This is a genomic window from Curtobacterium sp. MCLR17_040 (genome assembly GCF_003234735.1).
Classification (GTDB): domain Bacteria; phylum Actinomycetota; class Actinomycetes; order Actinomycetales; family Microbacteriaceae; genus Curtobacterium; species Curtobacterium flaccumfaciens.
Window position 1 is genome coordinate 37,956 of sequence record NZ_QKTE01000025.1, and the last position, 13,989, is coordinate 51,944.

13 protein-coding genes are annotated in these 13,989 nt (G+C 70.4%); 1 reads left to right on the forward strand and 12 read right to left on the reverse strand.

Annotated elements, in window-relative coordinates:
* Nucleotides 1–30: 30 nt before the first annotated feature.
* Nucleotides 31–1,041 carry a tetratricopeptide repeat protein gene (locus DEJ01_RS16285; protein ID WP_111047067.1) on the reverse strand — a complete coding sequence of 337 codons (1,011 nt, stop codon included), beginning with the start codon at nucleotides 1,039–1,041 and terminating at the stop codon, nucleotides 31–33.
* Nucleotides 1,038–2,780 carry a hypothetical protein gene (locus tag DEJ01_RS16290; RefSeq protein ID WP_111054720.1) on the reverse strand — a complete coding sequence of 581 codons (1,743 nt, stop codon included), beginning with the start codon at nucleotides 2,778–2,780 and terminating at the stop codon, nucleotides 1,038–1,040. The genes DEJ01_RS16285 and DEJ01_RS16290 overlap by 4 nt, the downstream gene beginning before the upstream one ends.
* Nucleotides 2,781–2,964: 184 nt before the next feature.
* On the opposite strand from DEJ01_RS16290, the gene DEJ01_RS16295 reads away from it, so the two are divergent.
* Nucleotides 2,965–4,806: a hypothetical protein gene (locus DEJ01_RS16295; protein ID WP_111093591.1), complete on the forward strand. Its 1,842-nt coding sequence runs from the start codon at nucleotides 2,965–2,967 to the stop codon at nucleotides 4,804–4,806.
* Nucleotides 4,807–4,893: 87 nt separating this feature from the next.
* On the opposite strand, the gene DEJ01_RS16300 is transcribed toward DEJ01_RS16295, so the two are convergent.
* The 10 genes from DEJ01_RS16300 to DEJ01_RS16345 form a co-directional block, all read right to left on the reverse strand.
* The gene (locus DEJ01_RS16300; protein WP_111093592.1) at nucleotides 4,894–5,643 is read right to left on the reverse strand and encodes an alpha/beta hydrolase; all 750 of its coding nucleotides are present in this window, start codon (nucleotides 5,641–5,643) and stop codon (nucleotides 4,894–4,896) included.
* On the reverse strand, nucleotides 5,640–5,942 hold the full coding sequence (locus tag DEJ01_RS16305; RefSeq protein WP_110863985.1) for a hypothetical protein: 303 nt from the start codon (nucleotides 5,940–5,942) through the stop codon (nucleotides 5,640–5,642). The genes DEJ01_RS16300 and DEJ01_RS16305 overlap by 4 nt, the downstream gene beginning before the upstream one ends.
* A gap of 12 nt (nucleotides 5,943–5,954) precedes the next feature.
* Nucleotides 5,955–6,869, reverse strand: coding sequence for a lytic transglycosylase domain-containing protein (locus DEJ01_RS18480; RefSeq protein ID WP_258375741.1), 915 nt, complete (start codon nucleotides 6,867–6,869; stop codon nucleotides 5,955–5,957).
* Between the two features lie 147 nt (nucleotides 6,870–7,016).
* Nucleotides 7,017–7,565 (reverse strand): DivIVA domain-containing protein, encoded by a 549-nt coding sequence (locus DEJ01_RS16315; protein ID WP_071406375.1) that lies wholly within the window; start codon nucleotides 7,563–7,565, stop codon nucleotides 7,017–7,019.
* Nucleotides 7,566–7,649: 84 nt separating this feature from the next.
* Nucleotides 7,650–8,594 (reverse strand): phosphatidate cytidylyltransferase, encoded by a 945-nt coding sequence (locus DEJ01_RS16320; protein ID WP_111054744.1) that lies wholly within the window; start codon nucleotides 8,592–8,594, stop codon nucleotides 7,650–7,652.
* A 65-nt stretch (nucleotides 8,595–8,659) separates the two neighbouring features.
* Entirely contained in the window at nucleotides 8,660–9,214 is a 555-nt protein-coding gene (gene frr / locus DEJ01_RS16325; protein WP_027465871.1) for a ribosome recycling factor, read from the reverse strand.
* 47 nt (nucleotides 9,215–9,261) lie between these two features.
* Nucleotides 9,262–9,981: a UMP kinase gene (pyrH, locus tag DEJ01_RS16330; protein ID WP_071406376.1), complete on the reverse strand. Its 720-nt coding sequence runs from the start codon at nucleotides 9,979–9,981 to the stop codon at nucleotides 9,262–9,264.
* A 127-nt stretch (nucleotides 9,982–10,108) separates the two neighbouring features.
* Nucleotides 10,109–10,936 (reverse strand): translation elongation factor Ts, encoded by an 828-nt coding sequence (tsf, locus tag DEJ01_RS16335; RefSeq protein WP_027465873.1) that lies wholly within the window; start codon nucleotides 10,934–10,936, stop codon nucleotides 10,109–10,111.
* A gap of 88 nt (nucleotides 10,937–11,024) precedes the next feature.
* Nucleotides 11,025–11,942 (reverse strand): 30S ribosomal protein S2, encoded by a 918-nt coding sequence (rpsB, locus tag DEJ01_RS16340; protein WP_027465874.1) that lies wholly within the window; start codon nucleotides 11,940–11,942, stop codon nucleotides 11,025–11,027.
* A gap of 321 nt (nucleotides 11,943–12,263) precedes the next feature.
* Nucleotides 12,264–13,706 (reverse strand): sugar porter family MFS transporter, encoded by a 1,443-nt coding sequence (locus tag DEJ01_RS16345; RefSeq protein ID WP_258367097.1) that lies wholly within the window; start codon nucleotides 13,704–13,706, stop codon nucleotides 12,264–12,266.
* Nucleotides 13,707–13,989 lie beyond the last annotated feature (283 nt).

The window sequence follows — 13,989 nt, forward strand, 5'->3', positions numbered from 1 at the left end:
CGTCTTCTTCGCCGTACGGACCCCGCAGGTCTAGTACAGCGCGTTCGCCAGGCGGCGACGCGCCGCGACGACGCGCGGGTCCTCGCTGCCGATGAGCTCGAAGTACTCGACGAGCCGGACGCGCAGGGCCTCACGGTCCTCGCCAAACACCGTCGGCACCAGGTCCAGGAGACGTCCGAAGGCGTCGTCGACGTGCCCGCCGGAGATGTCGAGGTCGGCGACCGCGAGCTGTGCCTGGACGTCCTGCGGTCCGGCGGCAGCGGCCGCACGGATCTCGTCGGCCGTCCGGCCGTTCAGCCGGTCGAGCAGCGACACCTGTGCGAGCCCGGCCACGGCCATCTGGTCGTGCGGGTCCTGCAGGATCGCGGTCTTGTACTCCTCGATCGCGGTGGCGTAGTCGCCCTGCTCGATCGCGTCGTACGCGGCCTGGTGGTGCGGCGGGAGTGGCTCCGGCTCCGGCTCGCCCTGCTCAGCGTCGACGTCGGTCGCAGCGCCGGCGACGCTCACGCGACCGGCCACGCCGTTCTGCTCGGCGGCCTGGAGCACCTGCTCGTAGACGTCGCGGACCTGCGCCTCGGGCAGTGCCCCGACGAAGAGCCCGAGCGGGCGTCCGCCGATGACGGCTGCGACGGTCGGGATCGACTGCGCCTGGAACGCCTGCACGAGCTGGGGGTTCGTGTCGGCGTCCACCTTGGCGAGCACCACGCGGCCGTCGTACTCGGCGGTGAGCTGCTCGAGGATCGGCGAGAGCTGCTTGCACGGCCCGCACCACTCGGCCCAGATGTCCACGATGACCGGGACGACGTTCGACAGCTCCAGGACGTCCTGGAAGGTCGCGTCGGTGACGTCGATCACGAGCGACGGGACGGTGAGGTCGGCACCGTTCACGGCGCCGGCCTCGGTGCCGGGAACGGCTCCGCCGGCGGAACCCGCCGGAGCCGGAGCACCGGACGGCTGGGGCGGCCGCTGTGCGCGGTCGACGAGGGACGACAGGTCCACGGCTCCGCGGAGCCCGGACGGGGTCGGGGGGATGTTGCTCATTGCACCTCACTCGCTGCGGTCAGGCCCTGTGTGAACCCGAGCAGGACCACTTTGCCATCCGAGGCGACCGGCGGCACGTAGAAGAGCAGCTGGACGCTGTAGGTCGCGCTGATGCCCTTCTTGCTCGTGTCCACGCCGGACAGCGCCTTGACGGCACCCTCGGTGTTCACCTCGGCACCCGACGCGGTCGGGGTCACCTTCTCGATCTCGTCCAGGTCCGCGGAGACCAGGGCGCCGGCGTCGTCGGTCGCGATGGCGACGGCGGAGTCGGCGGGCACCTCGGACGAGTACTCGATCTTCGCCGTGTCCGGCAGGGCCTTGGCCTTCTTGTCCTTGTACGCCTTGCCGATGGTGGTGCGGAGCGCATCGCCCTCGGTCGCGAACAGGTCGGCGTACTCGCTGGCGGTGTCCTTCGACAGGATGTCGCCGTAGGCGGTCGCGACCTGGTCGGGCTGGATCGTCAGGAGCTTCGACTCCGGCGCGAGCAGGGCGGCACCGATCGTCGTCGGGGCGAGGCTCGGGATCTTCGCGTCGGCCTCGAGCGAGACGTCGTACGCCACCTTGTAGGGATCGCGGGCCGTGTCCTGCACCAGGGTCAGGGCCTGCGGTGCCGACTTGGCGTCACAGTCCTCGGCGACGATCGTGAAGACCGTTCGGGGCCAGGTGTCGGTCTGCTGCGGCAGCGCGACGCACACCTGCGCGGCCGAGATCGCCGGCGGTGCCTTGACGTCCGAGTCCTTGCCGCGGATCGAGTAGTTCGCCAGACGGAGGTCGAGCGCCGCGCCGGAGAACCGGGTCCGGACCAGGTCACGGTCGCGCGCCCCGTCGGCCTGCTTGGCGACGGCGGCGGTCCGCTGCACGATGCGGGTGATCTGCTGCTTGGTCGCAGCCGTCGGCTCGGTGGTCTCAGCAGCCCCCGTGGCGGTGGCCGTCGGGGTCGGTGTGGCGAGCGACGGGTCGCCGCCCTGCGGCCAGTAGTCCGAGGAACAACCGGCCAGGGTCAGGGCGCCGACGAGCAGCACCGGGACGCCGATGAGCGCGCGCGTGCCGCGACGACCGCGACGCGGCACCTGGGCTCCGGCGGCGGCGGCTCGACGGGACGCACGCACCCGCGGCGGGCGGCTGCCACCACTGCGACGGCGGGGACCGCGGCCACGGCGCTGGTGCAGGAAGGCGAGGACGAGCAACACGAGGCCTCCGAGGACGAACACGCCGCCGGCCACGAGGAGCGGACCGACCGCCGGCGTCGCGGTGTCCTGCGGCCAGGTGACGGACACGTCGCTCGGTGCTGCGGCCTTGCCGTCGCTCACGACGAGGACCGAGACGTCCTGCGGCAGGCGGACGGTGAACTGCCCGGCACCGTCGTACTCCTGGTACCAGAGGTCGCTGCCCTTCGGCGACGGGACGCTGGTCTCGCTGCCCGAGGTCGACCCGACCAGCGAGCCCTTCTCGGCGTCGAAGCGGAGCGTGGTGTGCTCGGCGTCACCGATCCAGGCGTCGACGTCGGCGGTCTTGCCGTAGGCCGCGAAGACCTTGCCGGAGCCGGACACGTTGATGCGCTGGTAGCCGGGGTTGGCGTTGAGCGTCGTCCCCGGGATCACGGTCACCGGGGCGGAACTGGTCGTCGAGCTCTCGGCCACGAGCGAGGACGGCGGCGCGAACACGGTCCGCTGTCCCACCGCCAGCGCCACGAGCAGCAGACCGATGACGAAACTGACGATCGCCAGGACGAATCGCACGAACTCTCTCCCTACCGCGCCGGGGTGGGGATGTCGGCGCGCGAATCAGCGACTCAGGATAGCGAGCAACGCTGGACAGCGCATCAATCCGCGCTGTCGCCGGACTCAGACGACCCGCTCCGGCCGCCACTACAATCGACCGCGGGCCGATCCAGGCCCTCCGCCGAGCACCCAGGAGCGACACGTGGCGAACGACGAGGCCGAGTTCGGGACCGAGCTGCGGGGGTACCGCCGCGACGAGGTGGAGCGTTCGCTGAACGACCTGCGCCGCGAGCTCATCAAGTCGAACAACGACCGCGCCGACGCCGCGAAGGAGATCCGTCTCCTGCAGGCCCGGGTCTCCGAACTGCAGGGCGAGCTCGACGAAGCCGGCACCCCCACGTACAGCGGACTGGGCACCCGCCTCGAGTCCACCCTGCGTGTGGCCGAGGAGCAGTCGACCCGCCTCATCAGCCAGGCGGACATCGACGCCCAGCGCCTCCGGGCCTCGAGCCGTTCCGAAGCCGAGCGCACCGTCCGCGAGGCCCAGGAGGAAGCGCGCGACACCCTCGAGGACGCCCGCACCCGCGCCACCAACGAACTGACCCGCGCCCGCGCCGAGGCAGCCGACACGGTCGAACGTGCCCGCGCCGAGGCCGGTCTGCTCACGCAGGACGCCCGCAACGAAGCCGCCGCGATCCGCGGGGCCGCCGTGACCGAGGCCGCCGAGGTCCGTTCCGTCGCCATCCGCGAGACGAACGCACTGCGCGCCCAGGTCGAGCACGAGGTCGCCGAGCTGCGCGAGATCGCCCAGCGCGAGTCCGCCGACGCCCGCACCGCCGCCGCCGAGCTCGACCGCGAGACCGAGCACCGCCGTTCGGTCTTCGAGGCCGACCACGCCCGCCGCACCGAGGACCTCGACCGCGAGGAGACGACCCGGCGAGAGGCCCTGGAGCGCGAGGTCACCGAGGGCCGTGCCGCCTGGCACCGTGAGCGTGACGAGGAGCAGCAGGCACACGCGCTGGCACTCGAGACCGGTCGCGCCGAACTCGAGTCCGAGGTCACCCGCCGCCGCGCCGAGCTCGACTCCGAGGTCGCGGACCGCCGCCGCGAGCTCGACGAGGAACTCGCCGCGGCCCGCGCCCAGTGGGACCGCGAACTCGCCGCAGCCCGCACCGCACTGGAGCAGGAGATCGAGGCGGCCCAGGCGCAGCTCCGCGTCGACGAGGAGCAGACCCGCGTCGAGAACGCGCGCCTGGTGCAGGAGACCGCCGACCGGATCGCCCGTGAGCTCGAGGAGCACGACGCCCGGATCGCGCAGGAGCGCGACGAGGCCGACGCGGCAGCCGAGCGTGCCGTCCGGGAGCACGAGAACGCCATCGCCGCCCGACGCGAGCGCGAGCACGCCGAGGTCGACACCGAGATCGCCGACCGCCGCACCGCCGAGCTCGGGGTGCTCGAGGCCGAGCGCACCGCCCTGCGGCAGGAGATCGACACCGCACGCGCCGCCCTGGTCAAGGAGCGCGACGAGGTCCGTGCCGAGATCGCTCGGGAGCGCGACGAGGCCCGCACGACGCTCGAGTCGGAACTCGCCTCCCGCCGCGACGACGCCGAGCAGGACTACCTGCGGAAGCACCACGAGACGGTGACCGAGACGCAGAAGTACCTGGACGAGGCCAACCTGCAGCTCGCCGAGGCCACGCGCCGCGCGACCGAGGCCCGCGAACGCGCCGAACGCCTGCAGCAGGAGGCCGACGACCTCGAGCGCACCAGCACGGCCGAGGCCCAGGAGCACGCCCGCACCATCGTCGCCGACGCGCAGGACCGGGTGCACCGGATGGTCGCCGACGCCGAGGAGCGCACCGCCGGCGTCATCGCCGAGGCCGAGGACCGCCTGGCGGCGATCCGCACCGAACGCGAAGCCGTCGCGGGCTACCTGGAGAACCTCCGCGGGGTCCTCACGAACGCCACGGGCCTGCTCGGCACGGCACCCGCCGCGGCGTCCGCTGCGGACGCTGACGACGACGTGGACGCGACCGACCGCTGACGGTCCACGGCCTGGAGGCGCGACCCGCGCCTCCAGGCCGTCCCACCTGGTGCAGGTGGCGGGCCGCAGGGCGTCGTACGGACGCGCTCAGACGGGCCAGTGGGTCGGCAGCGGGGCGCTGCCGGGCACGACGAGGTCGGCGATCGCGTCGAGGACGATCCGCACGTACCGCTCCCCCACCCACAGGTGCTTCGCACCGTCGACGGGCACGACCCGGACGTTCGGGGCGAGCGCGAACCGTGCCACCGCGGCGTCGGGCTGCAGGAAGTCGTCGTGCTCGGGGACGAGCGCCACGACCGGGACCCCGACGGCAGCCCAGCGGGCGAGTTCCTCGTCCGAGGTGCGGTGCAGCGGTGGGGACAGCAGGACGACACCGGCGACCGTGCCGGCCTCGACGTGTTCGAGCGCGTGCTTGAGGATCACCTCGGTGCCGAAGGACCACCCCACCAGCCACGGGGTCGGCAGGCCACGGTCGACGACCTCGGCGACGGCGGCGCGCAGGTCGAAGCCCTCGGACACACCATCGCCGAAGACGCCCTCGGACGTCCCGCGCGGGGACGTGACGGACCGGAAGTTGAACCGCAGCACCGCGATGTCGGCGAGGGCGGGCAACCGTGCCGCGGCCTTCTTGAGGACGTGCGAGTCCATGAACCCGTGCGCGGTCGGCAGGGGGTGGAGCGTGACGATGGTCCCGCGAGCCGGGGTGTCGGCCGGCTCGGCGAGTTCACCGACGAGCGTCAGGTGGTCGTCCGTGACGAGCTCGACATCGGTGCGACGGGCCGGCAGCACGGTGGCGGACCGGATCTCGGTGTCGTGCGGCACGTCGTGCTCGGTCATGCGATGCTCCAGCAGTGGTTGTGCCAGTGCCGGCGCGACGCCAGGTCGGCAGCATCGCCGAGCACGCCGTCCGCACGCCAGACCACCACGTGGGCGGTGCCGGGCAGGACGCTTCCGCCGCACCCGGGGCAGATGTACTCCTTCTGCGCCGACGCGGCCGAGATCGGCTGCACCTGGTACTCGCGACCGTGACGGACCTCGGTGCGCTTCCACGAGCTCATCAGCCGGTCGAGGGTGGTCTCCTCGTCAGGCTCGACGTCGCGACCACGGGGACGCCGCGGTCGGTTGCTGCGCGGCACCCGAGCAGCCGATCAGTACCAGTTGTTGGCCTGGCTGTGTCCCCAGGCACCGCAGGGGGTGCCGTAGACGCCGGCGATGTAGTTGAGACCCCAGGTGATCTGCGTCGCCGGGTTGGTCTGCCAGTCGGCGCCGGCCGTGGCCATCTTGCTGCCGGGGAGGGCCTGCGGGATGCCGTACGCACCGCTGGGGTTGTAGGCGTTCACCCGCCAGCCGGACTCCTTGTTCCACAGCGAGACCAGGCAGTTGTACTGGTCGGTGCCCCAGCCACGAGCCGTGACCTGCTGCAGGGCGATCGCCTGCGCGCTGCCCGGGTCGGGCGTCGCGGCGGTGGCGGCGAGCGTGTTGGCGGCCGAGACCGGCTGGTTCTCGGTGGCCGCGGCGTCCGCGCTGTCGTCGGTGGTCTCGGCGTCGGCTTCGGCTTCGTCCTCTTCGACGACGGGCTTGACGACCTTCGGGGCCGGGACGGTGACGTCGTAGCCGTCACGGTCGGCAGCGGCCACGGCGTAGGTGCCGTGCGCGGTGTACTGCTGCGGCGCCGGCGGCGTCTTCACGAGCACCGGGGTGTCGACGGCGGCCTGTGCCACGTCGGCCTGCAGCGGGTTGAACAGCGAGCCGCCGACGAACAGGAACACGCCGACGAAGGACATCATCGGGGCGACCGCGCGCTTGCGGGCGACGGCGTTCACCGAGGACGCGGTGGGCTTGACGAGCTTCGGCGTCGCACGGCGCTGCACCGTCGCGGTGCGCTGCTTCGCGGGACGCTGGTCGGCGTCGACCAGCGCATCGTGGGCGAAGGACGCCACACGCTCGTCGGAGACGCGGTTCGCCGCCACCGACTTCGGCGTGGCGACCGGACCCGTCGTCGCGGGCGCTGCCTGCGGGGTCACCCCGAACGCCGACGTCTCCGTCGTGCGGGTTCGCTGCATTGCCGCGCGGCGCTCACCGGAAGCCTGGAGGCTGAGGTGCTCGCGGGTATCGCGGTCGGAGCTTGAGTCTGCCGTGTGCCTGCCCATGAGTAGGACCAGGGTAACGGAACGATCACGGAAAGCGAAGCACCTGGGGACAGCGCGTCGTCACCGGACAGCGAGCATCACTTCGACGACGGCGTCGAGCAGCGCGTCGACCTGCGCCTCGCGGTACCCGCCGTGCTTCGGGCGGAAGACGATCGAGCGGACCTCGGTGAGGCTGAGCGGCTTGCCTTCGCGGAAGTACCCGGCGAGCCGGGCGGCGAACGCGTCGACGTCCTTCGGGTGGTAGCCGGTGCCGAGCACGCTGACCCGGCTGAACCGCTGCCCGTCGGGCCGCTCGAGCCGCGCCACGACGTCGGAGGCCTTCGTCCGTGCCTCGGCGTACCAGGCCTTCTTGCCGACCTCGCTCATCTCCCGCTCACGCTCGCGGGCCGCGAAGGCGTCCTCGAGTCGCTCGAGTGCGGCGTCGACGTGCGACGTGGAGTAGCCGCCCTTGCGCATCGAGAACGCCGTGGCGCGGATCTTCGCGGCCTCGATGCCGGGGGCGCTGTCGTCGGCGGAGTACGCGCGCCGGGCGTCCTCGAGGAAACGCTCGACTTCGTCGACGTCGTAACCGAGGGCGGAACGGGCTGCGGTCGGGAAGGTGGTGGCCACGGCGTCATTCTGCCAGTCCCCGACCGTGGCACAACCTGGACGCGCTGAGTGCGGCGTTCAGCCCGGCCCGACAGCGGTCAGTGGTCAGTGGTTGACGACGAGGTACAGCACGTAGGCGACGGCGGCGGACGGCAGGATGCTGTCGATGCGGTCGAGCAGGCCGCCGTGTCCGGGCAGGAACGACGAGATGTCCTTGATGCCGAGGTCGCGCTTGATCATCGACTCGGTCAGGTCGCCGAGCGTGGCCGAACCGGAGATGAGCACACCGAGCAGGACACCGGTCCACCAGGGCAGCCCGAGCATGAACACGGCCACCAGGATGCCGACGATGATGCTCGCTGCCACGGACCCGGCGAAGCCCTCCCACGTCTTCTTGGGGCTGATGCGGGGAGCCATCGGGTGCTTGCCGAGGTTCAGCCCGGTGGCGTACGCGCCGGTGTCGACCGCGACGACGACGAGGATGAACCCGATCACCCAGAGGTTGCCGTCCGGCTGGGCGGAGAGCAGCACGACGCACGCGCCGAGCAGGGAGATGTAGGCCTGCACGAACAGCCCGTTCGTGAGGTCTCGGGCGACGTTGCCGGCCGGGGGCTTCTGCCGCGCGACGGCGACCTCGAGCAGTCGCCAGACGCTGATCAGGACGATGCCGCCGAGCAGGGTGAACAGCGCCGCGACCTGGCCGAGCAGGAACGCCGCCGGCACGATCGCGATCGCGACGGCGACGCTCGGGATCCGCGGGACGTCGCGGCCGGCGAACCGCATCGCGCTCGTGAGTTCGTAGACGCCGACGCCCAGCAGGAACGCCGCGACGACCATGAAGGACGGCGGCCACAGGAGCAGCGTGCCGAGCATCACGACCGCGAACGCGAGCGCGATGCCGATCGCCGCCGGCAGGTTGCGCCCGGTCCGCGCGGTCAGCGCTTCGTTGCGCGCGCCGAAGTCGGCCTTGCGCTGGCGGAGCTGCGCCTCGAAGTCGGTGCGCGCCGCTCGTGCGCGCGCATCGAAGTCCTGACGGAGCCCCTTCTTCACGGGCCCGCTCGACGCGGGCCCGTGCTCTGCTGTGGGGCGGTCATCGCCCTGGTCGGAGCGCCGCATCAGACCTCGAGGAGTTCGGCTTCCTTCTTCTTCAGCGACTCGTCGATCTGGTCGACGTGCTTCTTCGTCAGGGCCTCGAGGTCCTTGTCGCCGCGCGAGATCTCGTCGTCGGAGATCTCACCCTTGAGTGCGTCGAGGTCGTCCTTGGCCTTGCGGCGGATGTTCCGGACGACGACCTTGTGGTCTTCGCCCTTCGTCCGAACGAGCTTGACGAACTCCTTGCGGCGGTCCTTGGTGAGCTCCGGGATCGTCACTCGCACGATGTCGCCGTCGTTCGTCGGGCTGGCACCGAGGTTCGGGAAGGTCGCGATCGCGCGCTCGATCTCCTTGAGCGCCGTCTTGTCGTACGGCGTCACGATGAGCGTGCGGGCCTCGGGCGTCTGCAGCGACGCGAGCTGCGCGAGCGGCGTCGGCGTGCCGTAGTACTCGACCGGGATCTTCTGGAAGAGTGCCGCGTTGATGCGGCCGGTGCGGACGGTCGAGAAGTCGTCCTTGGCGACCTCGACAGCCTTCGCCATCTTCTCGGTGGCTTCGGTCAGGACATCACTGATCACGGTGTTACTCCTTCGGTACTGGCGTCGAGTCTAGTCAGCGCCGGGGGTCAGTTGCTGACGACGGTGCCGATGCGCTCGCCACGGATCGCGGCCTGGACGTTGCCGTCGCCCTCCATGCCGAAGACGTGCATCGGCATGCCGTTGTCCATGCAGAGCGAGAACGCGGTGGCGTCGACGACCTTGAGGCCCTTGAGCAGCGCGTCCTGGTAGGTCACGTGGTGCAGCTTCTCGGCGGTGGCGTCCTTCTTCGGGTCAGCGGTGTACACGCCGTCGACGCCGTTCTTGGCGACGAGGACCTCGTCCGCCTTGATCTCGAGCGCACGCTGCGCCGCCACCGTGTCGGTGGAGAAGTACGGCAGTCCGGCCCCGGCGCCGAAGATGACGACCCGGCCCTTCTCGAGGTGCCGCTCGGCGCGCCGCGGGATGTACGGCTCGGCAACCTGGGTCATCGCGATGGCGGACTGCACGCGGGTCGCAGCGCCCGCCTGCTCGAGGAAGTCCTGCAGCGCGAGTGCGTTCATCACCGTGCCGAGCATGCCCATGTAGTCGGCTCGCCCGCGGTCCATGCCGCGCTGCGAGAGCTCGGCTCCGCGGAAGAAGTTGCCCCCGCCGACGACGATCGCGATCTCGACCTCGCGCGCGGCGACGGCGATCTCCTTGGCGATGGTGCCGATCACGTCGGGGTTCACCCCGAGGGAGCCGGCGCCGAACGCCTCTCCCGACAGCTTCAGCAGAACGCGGCGTCGTCCGGTCTTCTCGTCGGTCATCTGGTCCGCACCCTTCGTCGTGGTCTCGTGGAAATGTACTCGCGGATGTGTCGCGCGCGTGTCGTGCCGGCGCGCGCGAAAAACGGGGCCAGGAACCTGGTTGGTTCCTGACCCCGTCACGGGTTCGTTACGCGCCGACCTTGACGCGGGCGAAGCCCTGGATCGTGATGCCGGCGTTCTCGGCGGCCTTCGCGACGGAGATCTTGTTGTCCTTCGCGTAGTCCTGGTCGAGGAGCGACACCTGCTTGATGTAGGCGTTCACCCGGCCCTCGACGATCTTCGGGAGCGCAGCCTCGGGCTTGCCCTCTTCGCGCGTGATCGCCTCGACGGTCGCGCGCTCCTTCTCGATGGCCTCGGCCGGGACCTCGTCGCGGGTCAGGTACGTCGGGTTCGCGAACGCGACGTGCTGGGCGATCGAACGTGCCTCGGCGGCGTTGTCACCCTCGTACGCGATGACGACCGCGATCTGCGGCGGCAGGTCCTGGCTGGTCTTGTGCAGGTAGATCTCGAAGGCCGAGCCCTCGACACGGCGGACCGTGCGGACCTCGAGCTTCTCGCCCAGCGCGGCAGCCGACTCGTTGACGACCTCGAGGACGGTCTTGCCGTCCAGCGGTGCGGCGTTGGCGGCAGCGACGTCGGCGGCACCGGCAGCGGCGACCGCGCCCAGCACCTTGTCGGCGAGGGTCGTGAACTTCTCGTTCTTCGCGACGAAGTCGGTCTCGCTCGCGAGCTCGACGACCGTGGCGGCGCCGTTCTCGGAGGTCGCGACGACGACACCCTCGGAGGTGGCACGGTCGTCGCGCTTGGCGACGGCCTTGGCACCCTTGATGCGGAGCAGCTCGACGGCCTTGTCGTAGTCGCCGTCGGCCTCGACGAGCGCGTTCTTCGCGTCCATCATGCCGGCGCCGAGGTCCTCGCGGAGCTTCTTCACGTCAGCAGCGGTGAAGTTTGCCATTGACTGGAGTCCTTTCTGGACTGTACGTGTGTGGAGAGTGGAGTGCAGTCGGGGCGCCGGACCCGGTGGGGTCCGGCGCCCCGGCGACTCACTCGGCGGGGGTGGTCTCCGCGGCTGCCTCGGCCTCGGCCGTCGGCTCCGCGTTCTTCGCCTCGTCGGCGATCGGCTCGCCGATCTCCTTCGCGGCGACCTGCGCGTCAGCGTCGTTCTCCTCGACGGGGGCGGCGGGCGCCTCGGTCGTGGCGGCGGTCTCGCCACCGAGGAGCTCCTGCTCCCACTCGGCGAGGGGCTCGCTGGCCTCGTCCTCGTCGCCACCGTTGTGGCGGGTCTTCAGGCCCTCGGCCGCGGCGTCGGCGACGATGCGGGTCAGCAGACCGACGGAGCGGATCGCGTCGTCGTTGCCCGGGATCGGGTACGTGATCTCGTCGGGGTCGCAGTTGGTGTCGAGGATGCCGATGATCGGGATACCGAGCTTCTGCGCCTCGTCGACGGCGAGGTGCTCCTTCTTGGTGTCGACGATCCAGAGCGCGCTCGGGGTCCGCGTGAGGTTGCGGATACCACCGAGGGTCTTGTGGAGCTTGTCCAGCTCGCGCTTCTTGATGAGGAGCTCCTTCTTGGTGAAGCCCTTCGTCGTGTCGTCGAAGTCGATCTCCTCGAGCTCCTTCATGCGCGCGAGGCGCTTGGAGACCGTCTGGAAGTTCGTGAGCAGACCGCCGAGCCAACGCTGGTTGACGTACGGCTGGCCGACGCGGGTCGCCTGCTCGGCGATGGAGCCCTGCGCCTGCTTCTTGGTGCCCACGAAGAGGATCGTGCCACCGTGCGCGACCGTCTCCTTGACGAAGTCGTAAGCGCGGTCGATGAAGGCCAGCGACTGCTGCAGGTCGATGATGTGGATGCCCGAGCGCTCGGCGAGGATGAAGCGCTTCACCTTCGGGTTCCACCGACGGGTCTGGTGTCCGAAGTGGACGCCGCTGTCGAGCAGCTGGCGGATGGTGACGACGGCCATGTGCCGTCCTCCTTCTGTGTTCTCGGCGCGCAGCCGTGCTCTCGCACGTCGCTGCGGACCTGTTGCGGTTGTGTCGATCACGACCGTCGGTCGTGGTCCCTGGTGTCCTGGCACGCGACCGCCCGCTCGTGAGAGCGGGACCGGTGGTCGGGTACCGAGCCCGTGAGGGCCTGGTGGACACGCGAAGTCAGCGCGCATCAGCACGCTGCTGGATAGATGCTAACAGAAGGGAGGCCCGGATCACGCGCGCCTCGCGGCTGACGTGATCCGGGCCTCCAGTCCGGTCGATCCGGCGGATCCCGGCGGATCCAGCCGTCCTGATCAGGCCTTGGCGTCCACCGTGTCGCCGTCGGCGGAGATGCCCATCTCCTCGAGCGAGCGGCCCTTGGTCTCCGGGATCTTGGCGATGACGAAGAACAGCGACAGCAGCGCGAACAGCGCGTAGATGCCGTAGGTGACCGTCAGGTTGAAGCCCGAGAGCACCGGGAACGAGATCGTCACGATGAAGTTCGCGATCCAGTTGGCGGCCGAGCCGATGCCGAGCGCCGTGGCGCGGATGCGGTTCGGGAACATCTCGCCGAGCAGCACCCACATCAGCGGACCCCATGTCGCGCCGAAGGACACCACGAAGAGGTTCGCGAAGATCAGCGCGATGACGCCCCACGAGCCGGGGAGGCTCGGGCTGCCGTCGACGATCGTCGCCTGCGAGAACGCGATGGCGACCATGGTGAGCGAGACGAACATGCCCGCGGAACCGGCGACGAGCAGCGGCTTGCGGCCGACCTTGTCGACCAGGAAGATCGCCACGAAGGTGACGGCGACGTTGACCACCGAGGTGATCGTGGAGATGAGGAACGAGTCCTCCTCCTTGAAGCCGACGGCCTGCCAGAGCGTCGTCGAGTAGTAGAAGATCACGTTGATGCCGACGAACTGCTGCAGCACGGCCAGGATGATGCCCACCCAGACGATCGGCTGGAGCCCGAAGCGGTTGCCCCGGATGGAGCCCTTCTTCTCGTTGGCTTCCTTCTTGATGCCGTCCTGGATCTCCTCCAGGCTCGTGTTCACGGTGTCGCGCGGGACGATCTTGCCCATCACCACGCGCGCATCGTCAGCACGGCCCTTGGTGAGCAGGTAGCGCGGGGACTCCGGCAGCGTGATCGCCAGGACGCCGTAGACGACCGAGGGGATCACCCCGACCAGGAACATCCAGCGCCAGGCCGCAAGGCCCCAGACCTCGGCCGAGGCGCTGCCCGCGGTGACGGCGAAGAGCTGGTCGGACAGGAGCGCGGCGAAGATACCGAGCGTGATCGCCAGCTGCTGGAACGAGGCCAGCCGCCCGCGGATCGCCTTCGGGGAGACCTCGGAGATGTACGCCGGCGCGATGACCGAAGCGGTACCGATGCCGAGACCGCCGACGAGACGCCAGATCACGAGGTCCCACGTCGCGAACGCGAACGCCGAACCGATCGACGAGACGAAGAACAGCACGGCGGCCCAGAACATGATCCGGGTGCGGCCGTAACGGTCGGCGAGGCGGCCGGCGAAGTAGGCGCCGAACGCGCAGCCGATCAGGGCCGATGCGACCGCGAAACCGCTGGCCGCGTCGGAGAGGTTGAACTCGCCCTTGATCGCGTCGACGGCGCCGTTGATGACGGACGAGTCGAAGCCGAACAGGAAGCCACCGACCGCCGCCGCGATGGCGAACAGGGTGACCTTCCCCTTGAACGCACGGTCTTCGCCGTGCCCGGTGGTCGTGGTGGACACGATGCTCCTGGGTTCTGCCGCCGTGCAGTTGTGCAGCACGGTGCCCCGGCGGTCGGCTGGTTCGCCGTCCGAGCGGCGTTGCGTGTTCCGGAGCGGCCCCGACTGTACTCCTCGCTCGGGATCTGGTCATAACCGGGGGCGTGATCGGGACGGCGCGGGGCTTGCGCGGCGACGCGGAACGACACTGTCGCCGTCGTACGACGTCGGTTCTGTCGTCTCCGTCCTCGGCACGTTCCTCCCCAGGCCTGGAGGCGCGACTCCCCCTCCACGGATCGCCCCCGCC

Bases quoted from the DNA above. Each gene is read 5' to 3' on its own strand.
- DEJ01_RS18480 (WP_258375741.1), bottom strand. From the start codon at position 6,869: ATGCAGCGAACCCGCACGACGGAGACGTCGGCGTTCGGGGTGACCCCG.
- pyrH (WP_071406376.1), bottom strand. From the start codon at position 9,981: ATGACCGACGAGAAGACCGGACGACGCCGCGTTCTGCTGAAGCTGTCG.
- DEJ01_RS16285 (WP_111047067.1), bottom strand. From the start codon at position 1,041: ATGAGCAACATCCCCCCGACCCCGTCCGGGCTCCGCGGAGCCGTGGAC.
- DEJ01_RS16300 (WP_111093592.1), bottom strand. From the start codon at position 5,643: ATGACCGAGCACGACGTGCCGCACGACACCGAGATCCGGTCCGCCACC.
- rpsB (WP_027465874.1), bottom strand. From the start codon at position 11,942: ATGGCCGTCGTCACCATCCGCCAGCTGCTCGACAGCGGCGTCCACTTC.
- tsf (WP_027465873.1), bottom strand. From the start codon at position 10,936: ATGGCAAACTTCACCGCTGCTGACGTGAAGAAGCTCCGCGAGGACCTC.